Annotated in this window: 26 protein-coding genes; 7 read left to right on the forward strand and 19 right to left on the reverse strand. The window is 30.2% G+C overall.

Going from position 1 to position 23,742, the window contains the following annotated elements; genetic code table 11:
- Positions 1 to 9 precede the first annotated feature (9 nt).
- The 9 genes from LO744_RS08805 to LO744_RS08845 all read right to left on the reverse strand — a co-directional run bounded on the left by LO744_RS08805 (position 10) and on the right by LO744_RS08845 (position 8,141).
- Positions 10 to 732 carry a hypothetical protein gene (locus tag LO744_RS08805; RefSeq protein ID WP_230668712.1) on the reverse strand — a complete coding sequence of 241 codons (723 nt, stop codon included), beginning with the start codon at positions 730 to 732 and terminating at the stop codon, positions 10 to 12.
- Between the two features lie 333 nt (positions 733 to 1,065).
- Complete coding sequence (locus tag LO744_RS08810) at positions 1,066 to 1,587, reverse strand: 3'-5' exonuclease (RefSeq protein WP_230668713.1); 522 nt, start codon at positions 1,585 to 1,587, stop codon at positions 1,066 to 1,068.
- Positions 1,588 to 1,728: 141 nt separating this feature from the next.
- Positions 1,729 to 2,736 carry a DUF2268 domain-containing putative Zn-dependent protease gene (locus LO744_RS08815; protein ID WP_230668714.1) on the reverse strand — a complete coding sequence of 336 codons (1,008 nt, stop codon included), beginning with the start codon at positions 2,734 to 2,736 and terminating at the stop codon, positions 1,729 to 1,731.
- 139 nt (positions 2,737 to 2,875) lie between these two features.
- Positions 2,876 to 3,430 carry an SMI1/KNR4 family protein gene (locus tag LO744_RS08820; protein WP_230668715.1) on the reverse strand — a complete coding sequence of 185 codons (555 nt, stop codon included), beginning with the start codon at positions 3,428 to 3,430 and terminating at the stop codon, positions 2,876 to 2,878.
- Between the two features lie 123 nt (positions 3,431 to 3,553).
- Entirely contained in the window at positions 3,554 to 4,096 is a 543-nt protein-coding gene (locus tag LO744_RS08825; RefSeq protein ID WP_230668716.1) for a hypothetical protein, read from the reverse strand.
- A 174-nt stretch (positions 4,097 to 4,270) separates the two neighbouring features.
- The gene (locus LO744_RS08830; protein WP_230668717.1) at positions 4,271 to 5,494 is read right to left on the reverse strand and encodes a DUF3883 domain-containing protein; all 1,224 of its coding nucleotides are present in this window, start codon (positions 5,492 to 5,494) and stop codon (positions 4,271 to 4,273) included.
- 176 nt (positions 5,495 to 5,670) lie between these two features.
- Positions 5,671 to 6,567: a pPIWI-associating nuclease domain-containing protein gene (locus tag LO744_RS08835; protein WP_230668718.1), complete on the reverse strand. Its 897-nt coding sequence runs from the start codon at positions 6,565 to 6,567 to the stop codon at positions 5,671 to 5,673.
- Positions 6,568 to 6,774: 207 nt separating this feature from the next.
- Entirely contained in the window at positions 6,775 to 7,512 is a 738-nt protein-coding gene (locus LO744_RS08840) for a DUF6882 domain-containing protein (RefSeq protein ID WP_230668719.1), read from the reverse strand.
- A gap of 158 nt (positions 7,513 to 7,670) precedes the next feature.
- Positions 7,671 to 8,141: a hypothetical protein gene (locus LO744_RS08845; protein ID WP_230668720.1), complete on the reverse strand. Its 471-nt coding sequence runs from the start codon at positions 8,139 to 8,141 to the stop codon at positions 7,671 to 7,673.
- Positions 8,142 to 8,534: 393 nt separating this feature from the next.
- Here LO744_RS08845 and LO744_RS08850 point away from each other — a divergent pair, with 393 nt between their 5' ends.
- Positions 8,535 to 9,512, forward strand: a complete 978-nt coding sequence (locus LO744_RS08850; RefSeq protein ID WP_230668721.1) for an IS110 family RNA-guided transposase — start codon at positions 8,535 to 8,537, stop codon at positions 9,510 to 9,512.
- 37 nt (positions 9,513 to 9,549) lie between these two features.
- Here the strand turns inward: LO744_RS08850 and LO744_RS08855 are convergent, their stop codons facing one another.
- The 6 genes from LO744_RS08855 to LO744_RS08880 form a co-directional block, all read right to left on the reverse strand.
- Positions 9,550 to 10,320, reverse strand: coding sequence for a formyl transferase (locus LO744_RS08855; protein WP_230668722.1), 771 nt, complete (start codon positions 10,318 to 10,320; stop codon positions 9,550 to 9,552).
- On the reverse strand, positions 10,310 to 11,293 hold the full coding sequence (locus LO744_RS08860) for a polysaccharide deacetylase family protein (protein WP_230668723.1): 984 nt from the start codon (positions 11,291 to 11,293) through the stop codon (positions 10,310 to 10,312). The genes LO744_RS08855 and LO744_RS08860 overlap by 11 nt, the downstream gene beginning before the upstream one ends.
- 176 nt (positions 11,294 to 11,469) lie before the next feature.
- A complete protein-coding gene (locus tag LO744_RS08865; RefSeq protein WP_230668724.1) occupies positions 11,470 to 11,892 on the reverse strand; it encodes a hypothetical protein in 423 nt (140 codons plus the stop codon).
- Between the two features lie 363 nt (positions 11,893 to 12,255).
- Complete coding sequence (locus tag LO744_RS08870; RefSeq protein WP_230668725.1) at positions 12,256 to 13,899, reverse strand: tetratricopeptide repeat protein; 1,644 nt, start codon at positions 13,897 to 13,899, stop codon at positions 12,256 to 12,258.
- 219 nt (positions 13,900 to 14,118) lie between these two features.
- A complete protein-coding gene (locus tag LO744_RS08875; protein ID WP_230668726.1) occupies positions 14,119 to 15,291 on the reverse strand; it encodes a peroxiredoxin family protein in 1,173 nt (390 codons plus the stop codon).
- A 188-nt stretch (positions 15,292 to 15,479) separates the two neighbouring features.
- Entirely contained in the window at positions 15,480 to 15,854 is a 375-nt protein-coding gene (locus tag LO744_RS08880; protein ID WP_230668727.1) for a hypothetical protein, read from the reverse strand.
- Positions 15,855 to 16,286: 432 nt separating this feature from the next.
- Between LO744_RS08880 and LO744_RS08885 the strand changes: the two genes are divergently transcribed.
- The 5 genes from LO744_RS08885 (at position 16,287) to LO744_RS08905 (ending at position 19,534) form a co-directional block, all read left to right on the forward strand.
- The gene (locus LO744_RS08885) at positions 16,287 to 16,619 is read left to right on the forward strand and encodes a single-stranded DNA-binding protein (RefSeq protein ID WP_230668728.1); all 333 of its coding nucleotides are present in this window, start codon (positions 16,287 to 16,289) and stop codon (positions 16,617 to 16,619) included.
- 22 nt (positions 16,620 to 16,641) lie between these two features.
- Positions 16,642 to 17,103, forward strand: coding sequence for an HRDC domain-containing protein (locus tag LO744_RS08890; protein ID WP_230668729.1), 462 nt, complete (start codon positions 16,642 to 16,644; stop codon positions 17,101 to 17,103).
- Positions 17,104 to 17,464: 361 nt separating this feature from the next.
- Complete coding sequence (hisS, locus tag LO744_RS08895) at positions 17,465 to 18,835, forward strand: histidine--tRNA ligase (protein ID WP_230668730.1); 1,371 nt, start codon at positions 17,465 to 17,467, stop codon at positions 18,833 to 18,835.
- An 11-nt stretch (positions 18,836 to 18,846) separates the two neighbouring features.
- Complete coding sequence (locus LO744_RS08900) at positions 18,847 to 19,314, forward strand: DUF1835 domain-containing protein (RefSeq protein ID WP_230668731.1); 468 nt, start codon at positions 18,847 to 18,849, stop codon at positions 19,312 to 19,314.
- 28 nt (positions 19,315 to 19,342) lie between these two features.
- Entirely contained in the window at positions 19,343 to 19,534 is a 192-nt protein-coding gene (locus LO744_RS08905; RefSeq protein WP_230668732.1) for a hypothetical protein, read from the forward strand.
- Positions 19,535 to 19,586: 52 nt separating this feature from the next.
- Here LO744_RS08905 and LO744_RS08910 read toward each other — a convergent pair whose 3' ends face one another.
- Positions 19,587 to 20,093 carry a thermonuclease family protein gene (locus tag LO744_RS08910; protein ID WP_230668733.1) on the reverse strand — a complete coding sequence of 169 codons (507 nt, stop codon included), beginning with the start codon at positions 20,091 to 20,093 and terminating at the stop codon, positions 19,587 to 19,589.
- Between the two features lie 354 nt (positions 20,094 to 20,447).
- On the reverse strand, positions 20,448 to 21,092 hold the full coding sequence (locus LO744_RS08915; RefSeq protein WP_230668734.1) for a TerD family protein: 645 nt from the start codon (positions 21,090 to 21,092) through the stop codon (positions 20,448 to 20,450).
- 605 nt (positions 21,093 to 21,697) lie between these two features.
- Between LO744_RS08915 and LO744_RS08920 the strand changes: the two genes are divergently transcribed.
- On the forward strand, positions 21,698 to 22,495 hold the full coding sequence (locus LO744_RS08920) for a class I SAM-dependent methyltransferase (RefSeq protein WP_230668735.1): 798 nt from the start codon (positions 21,698 to 21,700) through the stop codon (positions 22,493 to 22,495).
- A gap of 62 nt (positions 22,496 to 22,557) precedes the next feature.
- On the opposite strand, the gene LO744_RS08925 is transcribed toward LO744_RS08920, so the two are convergent.
- A complete protein-coding gene (locus tag LO744_RS08925) occupies positions 22,558 to 22,797 on the reverse strand; it encodes a YtxH domain-containing protein (RefSeq protein WP_230668736.1) in 240 nt (79 codons plus the stop codon).
- 101 nt (positions 22,798 to 22,898) lie between these two features.
- Positions 22,899 to 23,741 (reverse strand): isoaspartyl peptidase/L-asparaginase, encoded by an 843-nt coding sequence (locus LO744_RS08930; RefSeq protein ID WP_230668737.1) that lies wholly within the window; start codon positions 23,739 to 23,741, stop codon positions 22,899 to 22,901.
- Position 23,742 lies beyond the last annotated feature (1 nt).

Consider the following 23,742-nt stretch of genomic DNA (forward strand, 5'->3'; position numbering starts at 1 on the left):
TAGTAAATTTTATTCCCAAAATTTCCACCATTTTTTACTGTCTAATTTTTCAATTTTATTTACTTCCTCTTTCGTTTCTTTTTTTGTTTCATTGTTTAGGCCTTTCTGAATAATATTTTTCTCATTTTCCAATGTTTTAAAATGTAAAAGTATTTTGTAATGTTCAATTTCGTTTATTGGATGAATAATATATTGTAGTTCATCAACTCTTTTGGCTTGCTTTGAAATGTATTTAATAAAATCATCATAAGGAACTTGTGCAATAGTGTCATTTTTTTTCATTAAAAAAACATAATCAACTTTTGGTAGTAAAACTGTATAGTTTGCTGGAAAAATTGCTATTTTCTTTTCTCCTTCTGGAAAGTCCATTATTCTTACACTTGGAAACTCTATTTCTTTTTCATAGTCTTCAATAAACTGTAATTTTCTTATATCTTCGATAAGCCTATCATAAAACATTTCTTCGGAAATAGTACCTTTAGAAAGTGTGTCAATAATATAATTTCCTGCATAAAAATCTCTAATGCAGCCCATAAATGTCATAACACCACCATCAGTTTTTCCCTCTTTAAACATTTGAATAAAAGTATCCATTGATAAATATTTAATACTTTCAATCCATTCTTCATTATAATCTCTCTCAAATTCTTCAAAGGTTTTTTCATTACCAAGTTCTGGTTTTATTACAGAATTATTTAATTCACTTAATGCTAAAGAAATTTTTACTGCCAATCTCCAATCGTCTTTAGTAGCTCCAGTATTAATTTCTACATCAAACTCATCTTGATTTGTTGTAATTGCAACACCTCTTGAAGAAAGTTGAGGAATATATAATTTTGAATATCCATGTAGTAATTCATTTGCATTAGCTCCAAATGATATATTCGTATTTTTAGGTAAATATTTGCTTTCTAATAACTGATTAAATGAAATATCTTGTTTTTTTTTCTATGTAGATATGGAAACTCATATTTTCTGGTTTTTTGTTTTTTACTACTGACGGTTTGGGGTTGTGATGATGACTTTTAATTTTAGTATCGGAAAATGATTATTGGTTGTAGTTTTTTATTTCAAGCTGATTTTTAATTCCATTTCATTCTTCATGTAAAGTAAGACTTCTGCATTTCCTTTTGCGTCATCAACAGGATTGTGGGTATGTTCTGTTTTTCTTAAATGCTTCCATTGCGCAAAGGTGTCTTTTACAAGCCCACAATATAAATCTGAAATTCTTCTTGATGAATACCCAAAAGGATTGCGCCCAATAAAATGATGGAAATACCAACAAATAAACATCCAGTCAAATCCATTATTATCACTAATAAATACTGGTCTACCTTTAGAATTATCTTTAATCCAATCTTCAAATTTTAACATTACTTCAGTAGGGTCATCAAATTCCAACGTTTCTTCGCGATTAAATCCTGAAATAGCAAGTGCATCGGGAAGCCATTTTTCGGAAATTGGTTTTAGTTTACCATAAAAGGTTTTATTCAGGTTTTCTTCCACGATTACAGCTCCAAAACATATCATTGAATAATCTCCCGGAATTGGGCCATCAGATTCTATATCTACTACTATATAACTCATAATATTGATGTAATTGTTATCTTATTTTATTGTTGAATTGAGTGGGGTTTGCGCATTGATTATAGTTTGTAACTTTGTGAGAGTGGTCTTTATAAAGTACCAAAGTTTAATTTAGTTTTGCCGAACTTATGCTTTCTGCAGCTATAATTTTTCTATATATTTTTCATATTCACTTTTCTCCAAGACTTCTTTTGCTGTCAATTTGTAAATATCTTTCCAAGAATTTTGTCCATTCTTTTCTACATACTTCGAAACGATTCTAAACCCTAACCAATAATTTAAAGATTTTGGAGCTTCGGGGAAAAGTTTATGTTTCTCATTTCTTAACAAAGGATTATTTCCAGATGAATCGGAAAAGTAAGATTTTGTTTTTGTAAAGATTTCTTTTTCGTTTTTAATAAACCAATTCCAATTTTCTTTTGTCATATTTTCAACAGCTTCATATTCTGGATTTTTTTTATCAAAGAAAATATAAGTAAAATAACAGGCAAATCCTTCATCGATGGTTTGGCTCAAAGCAGAACTTTTGTCTGAATCTTTGTTTCTGAAATTTTCGTAAACTAAGTGGTTCAACTCGTGTGGCAATCCTTTTTCTAAGGTGTAACTAATGTCGATAGATTTATTATTTAACTCTAACGCAAATTGTTGAGCATCGCATCCTCCAAAACCAATTCCTGTAATTGAAGTAAAAAGTATGCTTATTTTCGCATTAGGTTGATAAGGAACTAATCTATTAAATTTTTTAAGATTTGTCGTGATTAATTTATTAAGATTAATGCTTGTAATCGTTTTTGTTTTTTCTATAAATTCATTTTTGCTTTTCTCAAAAAGTGTTTTATTCCACTTTATCATTCCTTCTTTCGTGTTAAACCGGTTTGCATTTTCATCTCCAAAAATTTGAGCATAACAACTATCCCATAATTTTTGATGAGGTAAATAAACATTTTTCACAATCATTATAGAATCAAACTCATTGTTTCTATGTGCCAAAATTTGAGATTTAAACAAATTATGAATCGTAATATTTTGAATTTTGATACTGTCAGAAATTTTTTCAATTTTTTTATAATCAAAATCTGTATTTTGAGCTTTTGTAATTGTATAAGAAAGGAAAGTTAAAATTCCTAAAATTAAAGTAATTAATCTCATTTGATTATGGACGTTTTTTTTAAACTTAAGTTGCAGATAAAGTTTAGGGCCTGGCGAAGGCTGAGTTTTTAGCATTAAAGTTATACCGAATTACAACTGTTGAACTTTCCAGTTTCTCCCCACTATTGCAAAACACTTGCTAGTTGATGTTTTTTCTTTCTTCTTCGTCAAGTTTTATAATTAAATCGTAAAAGTCTTGGTATTGGTCTTGAAATTCTTCTGCTGTTTCGTGGTCCCATAGCACTATTGGGTAATTCTTGTCATCTTGATTTCTATTTGTGTCGAAGCAAAGAAGTCCCCAATCACTCCAATTAATAAAAGGAATATAGCCTTTGTCGATTAAGAATTCTCTAGGATAACCATTAAAAATCATTTCTGAAAGACTTGCTCTCCATATGTTTACAGGATGTTCGCAAAAAGAAGCTTCGGAAATTTGAAGTTCATAAAAGTGCTTATGTCTCAAAAAGTTTTTGTAATCACTTGGAAATTTATTTCCAATTCTATTTTCTATTTCCTCAATTTCAAAATCTGTTACTTTACTATCAATAGGAAGCCAAGTTCGCCATTCCTCATCTTTGTCTTGATTTGGGTCAGCCATTTCAAGTTCAACATCACTTGGCGTACTGTTAAGTTCGTTATCAACCCATTTTTTTAAATAGGAGTCAATTATATTTTTTATTGTCTGTTCTTTCATTGTTGTGTCCTTCTAAAATATCAGCTAACGTTTTCGGGTTTTGCGATAGTGAAGTAATTGAAGTATAAAAGTTGAGCTTTGTAGTTTTGCCTCATTACTGAAAAATCCTTCTTGCACGCATTTCTATTTTAGATATACTTTTTCGAGTAGCTCAATGGATTCAGATTCCGTTAGTGAATTTTTTTTGTCAGTATTATTTGTTAGATTAATTGAAATTAAATTATTATTTCTAACTGCATAAAGTAAATAAGAAATTAAGTCTTTGTCATTATTTTCTGGCACCTTTTTAACGATTAATTTCCAAATTATGTATTTTTTATCTTCATTTCTTTTTGTCTCAGAAACTTCCGTTGAAATTCCGTTTGATGAATTCCAATAATCATATTCCCATTTGTAAAATTTATTTAAAAGTTCGGCATCATTTAATCCTTCTTGGTAAAATTCAAATTTTTCTGGCTTTCTTACAGAAATCAATAAATTGAGTTTTTCTTTCTTGTTTGATAAATGAAATTGGCCAGATTCTTTAAGCTGTGTTTTAAATTCCCATTTCCCAGGAATTTCAAACAACTCTCCATTGATTTGAAAAGGTGAAACTTTTTGAGCAAATGAAAAAGAAGATATAAAAACTATAACAAGAGTTGAAAATATTTTAAATTTTGAGTTCATTGATTTTTATTTTTTGAAGAATGTTTCTTTAAAATGAGGGACAATATTTTGAGGTTTTGTGATGGTTGGGCAATCGAAGCGCAAAACCTCAATTTTGCACAAAAGTTGAACCGAAGAACAACTGTTGAACTTTGCAGTTTCGCCCCACTAGCGCAAAACCCATGTTGTACCCAGTTATTTTGTATGCATATTCAATTTATATAAAATCGGTTCTTTTACAATATTTTCATCGCTCAATAAATCCGAACTTTTAATTCTCCATATTTTTGGTCGTGTACTTCCAACTTCGTAAACAATGTAGAAATAATAGTTTTTCTCATTTTCTGCAACTTGTAACTCGTTTGCTGAAAGGAAAATATTGCTTTTGCCTATTTTTCTCAAAGTTGATTTGACTTCAATTAGTTTTTCGGTTCCGTCCAAATCATAGGATTTTATATCATATCCAACACTATCATCTCTTTCAGAAATTTGGTCAACTAATTTTGCTAAATCCATTTTGCCATTTTTCTTTAGAAATTGTCTTTCTGCTCTTAAAACAATTTGCTCACCTCTGTCTCCAATTCGTTTAAACTTTTTTGAACGGTTAGAATAATCAATTTTTGTTTCTTTTTCTGTTCTTTTTTCTTTCGGCTCAGTAAGTTCATTTGTTTGTAAATCAACATAGTCAAATTTTAAACTTTCAATTGGCGGAAAATCTCTTAATCTAAAATATTTAAGTTCTTTGGAAATATTATGTTCTTTTACTTCGTCATTTGGATTTCCAAATGATTTGTATAGGAATTTGCTAAACTCGTAAACATCCCATTCTTTCATCACTTTGTCGCTATTTTTATAGTGAAGCAAAAGTGCTTGTTTATCTAATTCAGATTTCGAATCATTATCTAAACCAAGAATATTAATAAAATAATTTAGGTGCTTTGCAGAGAAAATATTTAAAAAATCATTTGGGTAATAAACTGACAATATTTTCCCTTTGTACATTGGTGAAATCGGATTTTTCTTTAAAATATCAAAATCATCTTTGTTCTCTAAAAGTTCGACGATTGAAGAAAGTATTTTTTTAAGTGCGATATTTTCATCTGTTCCATATTCGTTTCGTCCAATTCTATATTTTCGAGTTTTATCTTCTCCGTATTTTCCGAAATATAGACCAAATTTTATTGCTGGACTACCATGAATATTTCCCCAATCGTTAAGGTCATTTTCTATTCTGTTACAAAATGTTGAATCGCCTTTTCCAATTACATATTCATCTTTTGTCAAATTTGCAATTTCGTGAATAGGATAGTCTAATGTGAATTTTTTCCGTAAACCATTTATTACTATAAAACCTGAATTATAATCTGCTCTGATTTTTTCAAATTCAATTTGGTAATCTCTTAATTCAGTTATTTTCATTTAAGTTCTGGTTAGGATTCGGGTTCTGTTATAATTGGGTACGACGTTCCGGGTATTGCCGAAGGCGGGGATTTTTAGCACAAAAGTTCAATATAACTACAAATGTTGAACCTTGCACAAATGTCCAATCGAAGCCGCTCAGCCCCGCTTTTGGCAATACCTTGTTAGCGGTAGTTTTATTCTGTTTCGTTAATTCGTTTGTCAATTTCTTTATCAATCTCGTTTTCGTAATACTCTTCGTCTCCATACCATTCGGACGTGTCTACATCAAATTCGTCAACTTCATATCTTTGAGAAGGAAAATCATCTTCTATTTCGTATCTAATGTTAGTCTCAAAAGGAAAACACTCTTCTAAATCAAGTCCATCGTCATCACGCCTTTCTTGCTTTGAGCCATATTCTAAAGTAACGTGCAAATCACCAAAAACAGAGACAATTATTTCTTGGTCTGTTATTTCGGAAATGTGATAGTCTTTCAGTTCACTATAATTCAAAGAATAATACGGGGCTAAATGGTCAAGGTTTTCAAAATAATTTGATACTACTGATGAAATCATATGGTCTTCTATATGTCCGTCCAAAAACGTTTTTAGTTGCTCTCGGTAACTTTCAATAGTTTGAACAAAGTTTTTAAAAGCTGACAGAACATCATTTTTATATTTCTCTATTTCGTCTTCTTTTAAGTCAAAAACATCTGGATTAATATGTGTGTATTTGCTTAAAGTGTCAATAACAGCCTTAATTTCTTTTATTGTTTCATTTAACTCTTCTATGTCAAAGCCCCATTTTCCAAGTGTCTTATTGGTTATACCGCCCTGAATTGCATACCTAATTCTTTGCGACCGTGTTGGTTTTCCATCTTCAGTTTCCTTTTTGTACCAACTACAATTTTTTACATTTTGTTCAGGGGCAAGTCTATGCAAAAAATGTCTTGACAACTCTCTTATAGAATAAGCAAAATTGTTATACCTCAGTTTGTTGCCTGTCTCGTTTAAGCTTGCTAGCGAAGCTTCAAACAAGTCTGTTTCAAACTGTGATGTTAATAGTCCTTTAATGTCATTTACGCTGTCCATAAAAATTACCGCTAACGTTCCGAGGCTTGGCGGAGTGGCGGAAATTGGAAACTAAATTTTCAATTTTGACGACACAGAGCAAAAGCCAATTATTATAGAGTAAATATAACAAAAACCTTTATAAAATTTGTTTTTTCGAAATAGTAAACCACTTTTTCAATTCACTTCGACAACAGCCATTGCGTCAAACCTATTAGCAGCCGTTTTTTATCCGTTTAGTTTTGTTAGTCTTGATAATTCGTCAAATTCAGCAGTTATTGTTTGTCCATTTTTTGTCATAATTAATTTTGTCCCATTTTCTGAAATTGTATAACCTTTTGCAATTAGATAATTTGTCAGAGCAAAATTATGGTTCATTTCAAACTGCGAAATTAATTGAGGAAAAACGGTTAAAATTCTATGATGATTATCTTCTTTATGAATTCTGTCCACTTTTTCGCTTTTTATTGTTACAACCATTGCACCTTGTCCGTAATCACAAATATAATATCCACTAAAATTATTAATTCCGGACGCAATAATTCCGATTAGATGTAAGTCTTCTTTTGTAAAATCGAAAGTATCATTTCTTAAAAGGTCAATCCCATTTTCTTCGCCATATTTTTTGAGTTCCAGTGCTTGCTTTATTACATTTTCGGAAAGACCAGATTTTGTGTTTGCCCAAGCCCAAAGCCAAGTCTGCGAAGAATGAGAAATTGTACCAAGAACTTGCATAGGAAGAACAATGTCATCTCCAAAGCTTATTTCTCCGTTTGCAATATTTATATTCCAATTATTATTACCAATAAAATCGCCAAAACTTAATTGCTTATCCATTGCAATTCCTCCATATCTTTCTATAAGTTCTTGTTCGGTTTTGCAAGGTGTCAAATTTTGTTGTGGTCGCGTTTCGTTAGTTTGTTCTGTTTTGTCGTTTTGTCCAAAAATTTTATTAAAAAACCCCATATATTCTGTGTTTTATTTTAGGTCGTCTTAATGTTAAAGGTCGCTCGTTTTAAAATGGCTGCTAACGTTCCGGGTATTGTCGAAGGCGGGGATTTTTAGCACCCAAACTCAATAGAAATACCTCATCAAATATAAACAAAAAGCTCAATAGAAGTGCTTCAGCCCCGCTTTTGGTAATGCCTTGTTAGCGGTTCGTTGTTTTTTTTATAATCCGTCAAATATCCCCCCCCGATAAATTCTCCAATTCCTTCAAAAACATCACCAAAATCTAACCAGGATGCGTCAATGTCAATATTTGGAATATCAAATAAATCAGTGTTTGAAGAAACTGACAAACCACTTAACATTTCAGATTTCATTTCAGTATAATCACAAACTTCGCCTGTTTCTTCATGATATTTATCAAAATCGGTATGAGAAGAAAATGTACTCATACCCCAGCAAGAAAAATCAACACCGTCATACCATTTACTTTTTTTATGTGATTTTGTAACTTCTTCTGGTTTATAGTATTTCTTTTTCCCATAATCATTAACCAAAATTTTTCCAATATCAGAAATATATTCTTTTTTATTTATTGGAGATGGAGTACAAGATATTCCCATGAACAATTTTTCGTTTTTAAGCATCCGTTTTTTACAATGACCGCTAACGTTCCGAGGCTTGACGACACAGAGCAAAAGCTAATTATTATGGAGTAAATATAACAAAAACCTCTATAAAATTGGTTTTTGCGAAATCGGAAACCAATTTTTCAATTCACTTCGACACCAGCCATTGCGCCAAACCTATCATATGTTTGCAATTCTATAAATTTATTAATTATAAAACGATAAAAAAGAAAGAATCAATGAGCAGAATAAGATAGGCAAACCCTTTAAGCATTAAGCTTGGCTAACATGATTATCCCTGCTCATTTTCTTACCACAAACCGTACAGTTTATTTGAACATCAAGTTCGTGCTAGGATCGTTGGTTAAAAGGTAAGAATCATTCTCTCAATAAAAATTAAAAGTATAAAAAATGGAAGAGAAAAACAATTATTGCGGTATTGATGTTTCCAGTGAGACATTAGATATTTATTTTAAAAACAAGGAAGGAATTCTTCAGCATTTACAAGTCACAAATACAGTTTCGGGTTTTCGTAAAATAATAAAATTATCGGGCAAGTCAACTCATTTTGTAATGGAAGCGACGGGAGTTTATCACTTGCATTTTATTTTTTTTTTGAAGGAACAAAATATGGCTTTTAGTGTGGTAAATGCGTTGCAGATCAAGCGTTACATCCAGATGCATTTGGAACGTAACAAATCGGATAAAAAAGATGCAAAACGAATCTACGAATATGGTGTTGACCGACAACCGGAAATCTACGCCATGCCCGATACAGCGTACTTTGAGTACCGTTCTTTAAACAACGCTATTCACGATTTAACGAAAGAAATCACCAAATTCAGCAACCAGATCCATAGCATCAAAAAATGTCCTTTTGAGACGAAAACCATTGAGAAAAGCTTTGAAAAAATAATAAAAAAACTTAAGGAAGAGAAGCAGAATTTAGAGATGATTTTGCAGCAAAAACTGATGGCCTGGGAGTCAGAAATGTTGAAATTGGTTACCAGCGTAAAAGGAATCGGCAGCAGAGCAGGAGCAGAACTTATCATCTATACCCAAGGTTTTAAAGATATGGATTCTTACAAGCAATTGATCTCTTATGCAGGTCTAAGTCCCACCGAATATCGGAGCGGAAGCAGCATCCGTGGACGGGTTAGAATCTGTAAACAGGGCGGAAAACAACTGCGGCATATTCTGTACATGTGTGCCTTAAATGCGAAGAAAACCAATGCACAATGCAAAGCACTTTTTGACCGTTTAGTTGAGAAGGGAAAGAACAAAAAAGCAGCCATCATTGCGGTGTGCAACAAGCTGCTCAAGATTGTATTTGGGGTGGTAAAAAACAAAACAATGTATCAAGATAATTTTATTGCAAAAAGTGCCTGAAATGTTTGGTTTTTTACACAATTCATGTTGGGCGAAGCTATTTTATACCTCTTGAAATTCTATGATACATATAACCCCATATTGTTGGGTGATAATATAATTTACTTTTTCCCTTTTCTTTTGAGATAACAATACGTTCATTAAAATAATTATCTACTGCTTCTACAAGTAATTTAACGCCTATTGATAGCTGTAACATTGGATAAGTAGAAAAATTGTCATGAGAATTGGGTACAATTTGTTTTTGTGCAATTATGTTGCCTGTATCTATTCCTTCATCAACAAAATGTACTGTTACGCCACTATTGTCTACGTCGTTGTTTACAAGCGCCCAATATGTTCCATGTACGCCTCTATACATAGGTGTAATACCTGCATGTGTATTGATAAATTTACAATTAACACTTTGTAGAACTTTTTTTGAAATAATTCTTGTCCCATTTACAATAATCAAATCTGGGTTTAATGACTTAATTAATTCTATTGAACTTTTAGAGTTTATTGAAGTTGTTTTTTTTATTTTGTGTGAAGGTATTTCATCTGTTATTAAGTTGTTACTTTTCAATATTTCTTCATTTCTATTTTTCGATAAGAAGTGAAGTGTTTTTGGTATAATGAGTTGAAAACAGATTTGTCCAAATACAGTAGTAAATCCAAGTCGCTTTATTCTTCTTTTTAAGAAAATTTTTAAAGGTTCTTTATCTTCAATAATTGCAGTAACAACATTAAATTTTTCATTTAATGCGTTAAATACAATGCTGGTTGATTGTCCATAACCACCAAGCAAAATTATCTTTTTATCCTTCATTTTGTATTTTTTTTGCTAAATTACTCATTGTAATACTTTGAAAATTGTATTTTAGATTTAAAAGTTTGTAATGCTCTAATATTTTTTCTAAAAAATTGAAATTTTCATTTTGATTTATTCCGAAATTATGTGGATGCCACCACAAATGATAGGTTAAATTATTTTTTGCAGCATATGTCATTCCTGATTTTATACGATTTAATCTTAGTTGGTCAAATATCTTTAAGCTATTACTAAACGGTCTCAAAAACCTACTTGATGGTATGTCAATAGGGAATTTACTCTTTAAACATTCTGTACTATAACAATTATGTCCTGAAATATTAATGTAGGCATCTATTAAACGTAAAGCTCTTCGGAAACTACTTTCTTGTTTTCCATTTTTTGCTTCATAAAGCCAAGAATGCTCGTTGCCTCTATAACAAATTATACCTAAATCATTACAGACGTTTAAATATTCTTCATTAAACTGATTTCTAGGGAAAATTAATGATGTGATTACTACATTATTTTTTGTTGCAACTTTCATTGCATACGTAATGTCATCACGAAATTGCTCAACTGTCTGACCACTTTCTAAACAATAATAATGCGAAAATGTATGTGAGCCAATTTCTTGTTTAGGATATTTCTTTATTTCTGCTATTAATTGTGGTGCAAAGTGGTATAAATCTTCTTTATAATTATCTCCAACTAAATTAAAATGTCCTAAGTAAGGGGAAAAATCATTATTATCATAACTCGGTAAATTTGATGGAATATTGCCAAGCAATTGTGCCTTATTTTCAAAAAACAAAAAACCTACTGTTGAAAATGTAGCATTAATGTCAAAAGTATTGAATGTATTTAAGAGTCTTGGAATAACAGTATGAACGCCTCTGATATTTTCGCCATATTCTTGAAATGTTTTTTTGTCTCGAACTCCCCAATGAAGTTCAAAGTCGAGTGATATTACAAATTTTCCGTTATTCATATTTTCGTTTTAGGATGTTGCTGTTATAGTTTTGCCCAACGTTCTGCCGCTTGGTGCAGTAGCGACTGCGTGGAACGATTATTTCTTGCTAAGATAAGATTTTCCAGCGGAAAATCGAACGTGATGCTAATTGTAAATTTAGCTATTGTGCCAAACCGTTGTTAGCCGTAATTTTTTTATAAAATCGGGTCGTATTCAATATTTTTTATTTCTTGATTAATAATTTCGAGTCTGAAACCGAAATCATTTTGTAAATAATCATAAATAAATATTTCAGTTTCTATAGTTAAATCTTCTTTTATTTCTATTATAAAATCATTTGGTTCATGATTTGCAAAAATACAACAATCACCTGTTATTGGCATATTCTTATTTAAAACAACTATACTTTTAATTTTTTTTGAAGTTTTTATTAGATAAGAATTTTCTTCATATTTTTCAATTATAAAACTATCCTTTGAAAGAATAGAGGCTTTTTTGACTATTTTAGAATCACGTAAATCTCTATATATTTTAACATTCCAATTATTACGTTGATTATTGATTCTAGTTTGAATAGACTTTAATCTTTCAATTTTTTTACCTTTAGCGTTAACCATTGAATTATCAATTGTTTTTAAAGCAAATGCATTTTTACCAACTAAATTATAAATTTCGGCTAGAATATAATTTCTTCAAAATTTTTTTCCTTAATGTCTTTTAATAAATTATATCATATAAATTTTCGACGCTATTTTCAGTCTTATTTGAGTTTAGAAACTCTTTTTTAGCATTTATAAATCTGTTTGTTAATTCTTTCACAATGTTGATTTTAAAATTACTGCTAACGGTTTGGGACTTTGCGTTCGGGCGGGAAATAGAAGTACAAAAGCCGAGTTTATTACTAATGTTCAATTGAAAAACTACTATTGAGTTTTGTACTTCAGCCCGCCTGACGCAAAACCCATCCTAGCAGAAGTTTTTTATCTGGTGATTTCTAAGAACTGACTATCATTATGTAGGTTTTCAAGCTCTTCATATGTTTTTGCATCTTCCTTAATATTTGGGTCAAGTTGAAAAGCTTTTTTTAGATAGTCGATGCTTTCAGATGTTTTTCCTTGCAAGTTATTTATGATTGCAATTTGATAATAGTTCCAAGCAAAATCGTAAATTTTGTTTTGGGAATTAAACACTTGAATAGCTTTATCGTAAAGATTTTTTGATTTGTAGTACAACCCTTTTCTATATTCAATATTATAACTTTCATTAGGATTATTATTATTATTATTATTATTATTATTATTTAATTTTTCAATGTAATTTTCAACTTCCGTTTCAGATTTATAAAGTTCTAACAATTCTATAATAAAGCCAACATAGTTCATATTGGTATTATCTGTTGAATATATCTTTTCAGTTATTTTCAAAGCCTCATCGTATGATTTTTGAGAAACTAAAATACGAGCTTTATTAAAAAGCGCATTTACATTATTTGGGACGATTGCTAAAATCTGTTCTATTTCTATGTTGACATCATAATCAGTGTTAGCTTCAGAATATAAGGTTACTCTATTTTGTCTTGCTTGAATGTCGTTCGGATTAATTGCTAAATATTCATCATAAGATGAAATTGCAACTGTTTTGTTCTTATCAAAAAAGAAATCTGCTTTAGCTTTTAGAACAACAGCGTTCTTTGTTTTTTTATATTGTATGTCAAAAAATGCTTTCGCATCATCTATTTTATTTTTATGAAAATTAAGGTTTGGAATTATATGATGTATAATTATTTCTTGAGGAAACAGAGAGGTCATTTTTAGGTATAAATCTTCCGCTTCTTTTACAAGTCCTAATTCATATAAAACCCCAATCTTACTTAACTGAGGCCCAAAAAGTTCATCTGAACCATCTGTTAAGTCAATAACTTTATTTAAATTTTTAAGAGCAATTTCGAATTCATTGTCTTGAACATTGAGTTGAGAAAGAGAAAAAGTTGCTTCTAAATTATTACTGTCAATTTCAATTATTTTTTCGTAACATTTTTTCTCTTCTTCGTGTAATTCCAAATGTTCACAAGTAACAGCTTTATTTTTGTAATAAATGATTTCTAAAGGTTTTATCTCTATAGCTTTATTTATGTTTTCTAAGGATTTTTCAAAGTCATTTATTTCATAGTTTAGAATACTTAAATTTGAATAAACTTCATCCGCATTTGGGTTGATAAGTAAACATTTTTGGTATAATTCTAAAGCATTTTTTTGTTTTCCATTTTGAGCTTGGTATGTAGCAAATGAAAACAATTTATCAAAGTAATTCCTTATTTCGAGTTCACTTATTTCTTTTTTTATAATTTTATCCAACAAATCATCGGATATTCCAAAATCAGTATTTTGTATATTAAAAGTTTGTTCAGGTTCAATTATTTTTTTAGTTTTTTCTAATACATAATCAATTTGTTCATCGCTCAGTCCAACTTTTTTTAGTTCTTTGATTGCGATATAAGGATTGGAATTGTTTTCTTTTAGTTTCCAGAGCGCTAAAGCACAAATTTCATTTTGAAACTGATTAGAAAGAAACTTATTTTCATCAATTCCTTTATTTTTTTTCGTTAGAAAGTCAAATATTCCCATATGGTCGGTTTAAAATTGCTACTAACGTTCTGAGGCTTGGCGGAGTGGCGGAAATTGGAAACGAAATTTTCAATTTCGACGACACAGAGCAAAAGCCAATTATTATGGAGTAAATATAACAAAAAACTCTATAAAATTGGCTTTCGCGAAATCGTAAACTACTTTTTCAATTCAATTCGACACCAGCCATTGCGCCAAGCCTATGTTAGCGGTAGTGTTTTATTTTAAAGCATTTTTTATTATGGATTCAATTTCGTTTTCGTCTGATTTTTCATTTTGGAGATAAATTATTTTTCCATTTTTATCAATTATTAATATTGTTGGAAAAGAATAAACACCATAATTTTTCGCTACCAAATTTCCATTTGTAAGAACTTGATATTTTAACTTGTATTTTGTGTGAAATTCTTTTATTTTTTCATTAGAATCATAAGAATTTAATGCTAATAAAACAAAATCTTTATTTTTGAATTTTTCTTGAAGTTCATTCAAAAATGGAATATTTTCAATACAAGGCGAACAATTTTTTATCCAAAAATCTAACAGAACAACTTTTCCTTTCAAATCATCTAAACTTAATACTTTTTTTTCATTCAGCAAGTTAAGTTTCCAGTTTGGTGCTTTAGAACCTAAAGATAAATTTGATTTTTGTAATTGTTTTTCTGTGCTGTGATATTCGTTTTTATATGTTGAGTAAAACCAAGAATTTTCGTTAGGAATATTTGGATGTTCGTTAATATTATCAAAATTAGTTTTAATAAAATCGGAATTAGAATTGTTCGATTGTAGAATTTCTATTGGAAAATTATTTTCGGAATCAACTAAAATTGTAAAGATAAAATCATATTCAGTTTTCATTTTGTCAAAATTTCCTCCTAAGTTCTGAATTCTTCTTTTTCCAATATTTATTTTTACTTTTTGATACAATTTATTATTTATCAAAGTGTCTGTAACAGATTTTTTTGAATCTTTATCCGCAATAAGTGTTGGTAATATATTTCGAAGCGTTATAATTGAGTTGTAAAAATAACTATTACTTGCAAAATCTTCTTTTTGAGGTTTGCTTAAAAGTTCATAAGTCTTATCTTCTTTGTTTAACTCAAAATATTCTGTTCCATTAAAAATGTATGATGAAGTTGAATTGTCAATTTGAAATTTAAAACCAATTGGATTTTCGTTTAAATCAAAAAAATAATTAGAATTCCATTTGGAAACAGCATTGTAATTATTGGAAGGATAATTTAATTCTCTGGATAAATCGTAGCTCAAAGAATTTAAGCCTTTCAATTTAAGATACATTTTTTCCAAGGTTTGATTTACTGATTTTTCTTCTTGAGAATAGACAAAATTTGCGTTTAAGAATATTGTCAAAAGTACTATAAAACATTTCATTTTTTTTCGGTGATTTCTTTTTAAACACGATATTTTCTGGAACATTACCGCTAACGTTTCGGGGCTTTGCGATGGTGGGGCAATCGAAGCACGAAACCTCAATTTTGCACAAAAGTTGAACCGAAGAACAATTGTTGAACTTTGCAGTTTCGCCCCACTAGCGCAAAACCCGTGTTAGCCGTTCGGTTTTATTTTTTTCCTGCTTCTACTTTTGTTTTCGATAGTTTTTTCAATTCACTTTCTTTGTTAAAACTCCAAATTATTAAAATATTATTTTTAAAGTAGATTTCTTCAGGATTCTTATTTGTTGGTTTATTGCTTGTACCCCAAAGTAAACTTTTTACAAAACTTTCAGATTCAAATTTATTTGCAAATTCTAAATAAAGTATACTTCCGCTGTCTTTTGAGCTTTCAAAATTTTGGATTTCTTGAGATTTAATTTTCCCAAAAATCATTTCGTACATTTTCGGATTATTAAATAAAATGCTCGCTTGAATAGATTTACACTGATTTTCTTCGGTAAGTTTATACTCTTTTGGTATTTCGCTTTCTGTTAATTTCATTTCCTCAATTTTTTGAGAAAACATTTTCAGCGAACAGATTAATAAGCAACAAATTAACAATATATTTCTTTTCATACATTTATTCAATTTCCAATTTAAAGTTTTTATTTTATGCAGTTTGCCAAACTGACGGCTAACATCCAAATATACGCATTGCGCAAATACAAACTATATGTTATTGCATTAATGCTGTTGTTTTTTTTTTTGTTATCTTACTGTTTATAAGGGTGTTGTGTTTTGGTTTATTTAGATAAACTCAATTTTATAGGTGAATAAAATTAAATTTTCTTATCCGTTTTCAAACGACTACAAACGAATTTAAATAGTTTACAACCGACTAAATTTCCTAATGTGATGAATCTTTGCAATAGAGATTTGAGAAAACAAGTGAACGTCTCTTATCTAAATTGTTAATCTAAAAAATATAAAGTTATGTCACTAAGAAACAAAGTAACCTTAATTGGTTTTACAGGAAAAGAAGTTGAAATGATAAACTTCGAAAATGGAGGAATGAAAGCTTCGGTATCACTCGCAACAAATGATCATTACACCAATGCGAAAGGCGAGAAGGTGGAAGAAACACAATGGCACAGTTTGGTAGCTTTCGGAAAGACAGCAGAGATTTTTCAGAAGTATGTTTCGAAAGGGAAAGAGATTGCCATTGAAGGGAAATTAACGTACAGATCGTACGACGATAAAGACGGTGTGAAAAGATATATTACCGAAATTAGAGTAGATGAACTTCTGCTTTTAGGTGGTAAATAATTACTCAATTTTAAAATCAGAAATGATGAAAATAAAAGTTTTTAAAATCAGAATTGCAAACGAGTTTCTGCACAATGACCAAAGAATGATTGATGATTTTCTGGAACATCATGATATTATTAAAACAGAAACAGCTTTTATTCATGACGAACAATTTTGGAGTGTTATACTTTATTTTAATGAAGAGAAATCAATTCCGATTAATATGGTAGTAAAAGATTCTAAAGCAGTAAAATACTCTGCAGACGAGGAAGTGCTAAATGAGGATGAAATTAAAATTCTCGACGCTTTAAAACTTTGGCGCTCTGAAAAAGCAAGAGAACAAAACCTCCCAACATATTTTATTGCAACCAACAAAGAACTAGTTTCTGTTGCGAAATACAAACCTGCAAAAAAAGAAGAGCTTCTGGATATTAAAGGCTTCGGAAAGCATAAGATAGAAAATTATGGCGAAGAAATTCTTGAAATTTTAGAAAGTGTATAAAATGTGATTAAATACCAAAACTCAAATGTTGAAAATTACAAAGCTTGAGAAATCTAATCTCTGGCTTTGTTTAATATGAATTGTTTAAGCTTTTTATTTAACCACAAAAGGCACAAAAAGGTTTAAATATTTCTATTAAAGCTTATTTTTAAAATGAAAAAAGAACACATCAATTTTCAAAAATCTTTAATTTTTATTCTTTTGAGAGCTTTTAATATCTAATCAGATACATTTCGAATTTCTTTTGCCTATTTTGCGGTTAAACAAAAATTAGTTTAAACAGCTTTACGCTGAAAGTGTTTTCAATTGCTTATTTTTGCAGTCAATTACTCATTACAGATTTATTCATTACCCATAAATTATGAAGCCAAGCTTAGCAAAAGGAACGAGAGATTTTACCTCACTGGAAGTTTCAAGAAGAAAATACATCATCAATATATTACAAAAGAATTTCGAATTGTTTGGGTTTCAACCTTTGGAAACTCCAAGCTTTGAAAACCTATCTACCTTGACCGGAAAATACGGGGAAGAAGGAGACCGTTTGATTTTTAAGATTTTAAATTCGAGCATCAACGAAGCTAAAGAGGATAAAAAAACTCAAATGTTGACCGATTTTCAGAAAGCTTTAGATAAACCATTCAGCGCAGAAAGTCTTACAGATAAAGCACTCCGTTATGATTTAACGGTACCTTTCGCAAGATTTGTAGCGATGAATCATGGGAAATTGACTTTTCCTTATAAACGTTATCAAATTCAGCCGGTTTGGAGAGCAGATCGCCCACAAAAAGGGAGATTCAGAGAGTTTTATCAGTGCGATGCCGATGTTGTAGGTAGCGAAAGCCTTTATCAGGAAGTAGATTTAGTGCAATTGTATTTAAAATCTTTTGCTGAATTAAAAGTTTCTGTGACCATTCATATCAACAACCGAAAAATTCTTTCAGGGTTGGCTGAATATGCGGGAATTACTGATAAATTGATTGATTTTACTGTTGCTCTGGATAAATTGGATAAAATAGGGAAGGATGGAGTAGTGAAGGAACTTTTGGAAAGAGAAATTTCTCAGGAATCGATTGATAAATTAGATTTCCTTTTCAATCAGTCTAACGATGCTTTAGAAAATCTTCTTCAGCTTAAAGAAAAGTTTGCCGGAAACGAGATCGGATTAAAAGGAGTTGAAGAATTGGAGTTTGTGATTACACAATCTTTAAATTTGGGTGTTGATATTCAGAATCTTGTTTTTGATATTACTCTAGCGCGTGGTTTAGATTATTACACCGGAGCAATTTTTGAAGTAAAAGCAGATGAGGCACAAATGGGTTCCATCGGTGGTGGTGGTAGATATGATAATCTTACCGAAGTTTTTGGAGTGAAAAATGTTCCGGGAATCGGAATTTCTTTCGGCCTTGACCGTATTTATCTGGTAATGGAAGAGCTCAATCTTTTCCCAGAAGATGCAACCTCAAACGTAGAATATCTTTTTGCTAATTTCGGAGGTGAAGAAACTCTGGACGCTTTGAAATTAATTATTAAATTAAGAGAAAAAGGAATTTCTGCAGAGCTGTATCCTGAAAGTGCAAAAATCAATAAGCAGTTTACTTACGCAGAGAAAAAAGGAATTAAAAATCTTGTTTTCTTAGGAGAAGAAGAGCTTAAAAATAATACCGTTACCTATAAAAATCTTGAAGTCGGAGAGCAAAAAACAGTTTCTTTGGAAGAATTTCTTAATTCTTAAGCTCTTGATAGATGAGAGCTTTTCACATTCTGAATGGTGATTGTTTAGCCGAAAAATTTCCAAAAAAATTGGACGGTGAAAGTATTATCTGGCGTGAAGCTTTAATTGATGGATCTGTTTCAGATAATAATTTCTTTGAAAATCGCAAAAAATTTATCAAAAAAAATTACGATTCAGAAAGCAACTATGACGAATTGGTCGTAAAAGAATTTCAAAGAATACAAAATATCCCAGAGGATTCTGATGTATTTTTCTGGTTTGAAGACGATTTGTTTTGTCAGACAAATTTTTGGTTTTTAATTTCGAAATTGAATTTAAATAATACAAAAGTTTTTAGAGTATTCCCAAAAAATAAAGAAAAGGGATTTGCAGAAACTAATGAAAATGACCTGCTGGAAATGTTTCATTTTGCAAAAGAAATTACTGATACAGAAAGAAAATTAATATCTAACCATTTGGAATGGTTTCCAATAAAATAATTTATCTAAAGAGACCTCATCAGAAATTGTGAGAAACCTTGAAGAACTGATTACCGCAAACGAAAATAGGTTTAACGGAACTTTGGAAAATCAAATAAAAGATATTCAAAAGAATGCAGAAACTTTTGAAGCAGTTTTCAAAATCTTCAATCAAAAATATCCTGTTTATGGATTCGGAGATTTACAATTGAAGAGATTGATGAATCAGTTTTTTGGATGATTTTAGATGAAATATTAAAATTCCGGCTACGAAATAGCCGGAATTTTTTGTGTTATTTGCTTTTAGCAATTGTAGATAAAGTTGGTTTCGAAGATTTTTTTCGGGATTTTCTCCATTCCCAAGGTGCTGTAGGAGTTTTGTCATTCCATAATCCTACTTTCAGTTTTCTTGCATACTTTTCTAAATCATCATAACTATTGTCTTTCGAATATTTTTTGTAATGCCAAGCTAAACCATTTTTTACGAGTTCTTTATTAAGGTTTTTCCCGTTTGATAATATAATCTCCGCAAGCAATCTTTTATTACGATCTTTTTTCCAACCTGTAGAAAGTTTAACTTTTTTTCCAAAGCACAAATCTGATGCAAACTGTTTTGCGTTGTTTCCGAACGGCTGTTTTTTTTCAGGACAATCAATATGCGAAAGTCTCACGACTTGCGGTTTTCCATCCATTGATATTTCTACAGTATCACCGTCTTTTACCCCGATTACTTTGTAAGATTTATTTTGCGAAAAGATAATAATTGGAAATAGTAAGAGAAGAAAAATTTTATAAATCATTTAAATATAATTACATTATCATTGTTATTCGCTTTCAATCATACCAAAATCTACAGATAAGATTTCTTAAAAAGTATTATTAATTACGATTGCCTCTACATTATTTAAATTAATATTTTTACCTTTTTCAGGTATTAAATCAATTTTCTTAGTACACGACAGAAAAGCTTAAGTATCTTTTTTGCTGCAAAAGTATCAAAAGAAATGATAAATTCAAAAGATTACGAAATCTTAAAAACTCTTCTCTGCAAATGCTTTTAACAAATAAAATCCTGTGATAACTTTGTAAAGTTACCACAGGATTTGAGATAATCGTTTTAGGAAATATAAGAATAATTTATCTACAATAGAATATTAAAATCCACGAGTAAGTTTAATAAATTTTTGCTCATCAATTCCTTTCCCTATGGCTTTAAATTTCCACTCATTATTTTCACGGAAAAGTTTTCCTAAGACTAAAATTCCTTTATTTCTTTTATTATAATTGGGTATAACGTTGAACTCGACTAATGGATGATCAACTTTTACATCTTCATTAATCTTTAAATTCACAGATTCTACCATTGAAAAATCGGTTTCCTTTATTTTTTTTCGATCAATACTTAAATAAAAAAATACCGTTTCTATTTCATTCCCTATTTTTTTAGGATTTATTTTTATCGTTTTTTTATACTCAGAATCATCGTTTAATGTTTTGTAAAAATGATTAAAGGCGTTGTCTTTTGAATGGTATTTACCTAAAGGGAAATTATGATGAATAAGCCAGCTGTTGTATTTCGGAGAGTATATCCAGTCGATTGCTTTTTTTTGAGCATCAAACATAATGCAAGTTAAGTCAAGGTCAATATCTAAAGTAATTTTTTTTGTTTTTATTCCTAAAAAATTACGTTTCTGTATTTCTATTTTCCCCCAATTTACACCCAAAGTATAAATTGCATCATTGCTTTTAGAATCTCTAAATATATTGGTGACCTGACTTTTCTCTAAAATTGCTGTCATAATTTTTTGTGAAATTTTTACTTAAAAAAACTAATCTCAAGCTGTTCGCATGTTGTAAACAAAAGTAATTTTTGTTGAAAAAAATAAATGTAATTCCAGTTTTGATTTAAATAGATTAATCAAAACTTAAAAAAAGATGAAAATATAAAATTGAAGATTTTTATTTGATTCGATATTTGGAAATACAGTTGTTTAATTAGTTTTTAGCTCTTAGTTTGGGACAAATTTAACATAGTTTTTTGAAATAACTCTACTTTTTTTTTCTTTATTTAAGTAATATTTAATGTTTTTTGTAATATGTTACGTTAACATTAAATATAATTAGTAAATCATTAATTAATTGAATGTTTTTTGTAGATATATTATCTCTCTTTCAAAATTTTTGTTTCCAGTTGATTTACCTTCCAGTTTTGTGGCATAAAGCATTCAGCATAGAAATAAAAGAAGCCATGAAAGAATATAACATTGTTTTTTTTACTTAAAACCAGAAATTCAGTATTCTAATTTTCTTCAAAACTACAGTGGGATTCTTATATTTTTTTACGGGAAACCATAAAGGATAAATGTTTCTGAAAAAAATTATATTTACATTAAAGAAAAACTCAATGGAAAACTATTTAGAAATCAACAAAAAATCGTGGAACGCCAAAGTAGAACCGCATCTGAAATCTGACTTTTATTTTGTAGATGAATTTTTGAAAGGAAGAACATCATTAAATTCTATAGAACTAGGACTTTTAGGAGATGTTAAAGACAAGAAAATTTTGCATTTGCAGTGTCATTTCGGGCAAGATTCTATTTCACTCTCAAGAATGGGAGCAAAAGTTACAGGAATGGATCTTTCGGATAAAGCGATTGAAGCTGGGAAAGATTTAGCAGAACAATGCAATACTGATACAGAGTTTATCTGCTCTGATGTATATGATTTACCAAATATTTTAAACGAAAAATTTGATATTGTTTTTACAAGTTACGGAACAATTGGCTGGCTTCCTGACTTGAAGAAATGGGCGAGTGTAATTGATCATTTTTTAAAACCTGACGGACAGTTTGTCATCGCCGAATTTCATCCTGTTGTTTGGATGTTTGATGACAATTTTAAAGACATTGCCTACAATTATTTTAATGAAAAGCCAATTATAGAAACCTACGAAGGAACGTATGCTGATTTTTCTGCCGAAATCGTTCAGGAATACGTGATGTGGAATCACTCGTTATCAGAAGTAATGCAAAGTTTGATGGATGAAAACTTGATAATAGAGAAATTTCAGGAGTTTGACTGGTCACCTTATCCTTGTTTTAAGCATATTGTAGAGTTTGAAAAAGGAAAATGGCGAACCGAAAAATTTGGAAATAAAATACCCATGGTTTATGCTATTTCAGCACAAAAAAAGTCATCGTAATGATGACTTTTTTATATGAATGTTAAAAAATGAATATCTAATGTTTGTTGATTCAAATTTTATTATTTAGAGGCAGAATCTTCTACTTTTGACTTTGCTTCTTCAAATTTGCTTTGAGCCTGGGAAGCCACTTCATTTGCTTTATCTTTCAAATCATTTCCCCATTGGTTCAAATTATCTTTAGCACTGTTAATTTTGTCTTTTACAGCTTGCTGCTGCTCTGGAGTAGATTTTTTGTATTTCCAATATGCTAAAGCACCTAATCCTAATAAAGCTAATATTCCGTTTGTCTTATTTCCCATGATTTTTGATTTTTAAAGGTTGTAATATTAAAATTTTGTTATTAGTAGCTATGTAAAATGTGTGCCAAATATATTTTTGGAATAATAAATAAATGTTAAAATTATTTAAATATTTCAAACTGATTTCCATCAAAACTTGCAAAAACCATAGTGGGGTATGAGTCTTGATGATACATATTTCCGTTTTTATCAATCGCAATCGCTCCGGCAAAACCGTCAATTGTTTTTAATTCTGCAAAAGTTTTGTCAAAAGCTTCTTTCAGGCTCATTCCGTCAGTTACTCTTGTCACAATTTTAGCTGAAGTGGCGTTGCTTACAATATCTTCACCCACTCCGGTGCAGCTTACTGCGCAAAATTCATTGGCATAATTTCCAGCTACCGTTGCAGAATCTGAAATTCTTCCCGGAATCTCAAAACCTTTTCCTCCGGTAGAAGTGGCAACAGCTAAATTCCCATTTTTATCGATGGCAACACAGCCTACCGTTCCTTTTCCGCCATTTGCCAGTTTAGCTTCGTATTCTTTTCTTCGTTGAGGAATTTCTGTTGAGAAGTTTTCAAATCCGTTTTTATCAGCATATATTTTAGCGCCATTTCCACCTAAAACCCGGTCGTCTTCTTTCATTAATTCTTTCGCCACAAAAATAGGATTCTTCACATCTTGAATATTGATAACACCACTCATTTTCTGGGTTTCACCATCCATCAAAGCGGCACTCATTCTTATAATTCCGTCACTCTGAATTTGTGAGCCAATACCTGCATTAAATAATTCATCATCTTCCAAAAGTGAAACTGCATAGGCAACCGTATCAACCGCTGAATGGGTTTGTAAATATTGATATGCTTTTTCTGCGATGCTTTTTAAAGAATTTTGTTTTGCTGTTTTTACTTCGTGGCTTTGGTCGCTTTCAGAGAAAAAACCGCCGTGGATGATAATTTTCATT

It is taken from the genome of Chryseobacterium turcicum (genome assembly GCF_021010565.1).
In the GTDB taxonomy this organism is placed as follows: domain Bacteria; phylum Bacteroidota; class Bacteroidia; order Flavobacteriales; family Weeksellaceae; genus Chryseobacterium; species Chryseobacterium turcicum.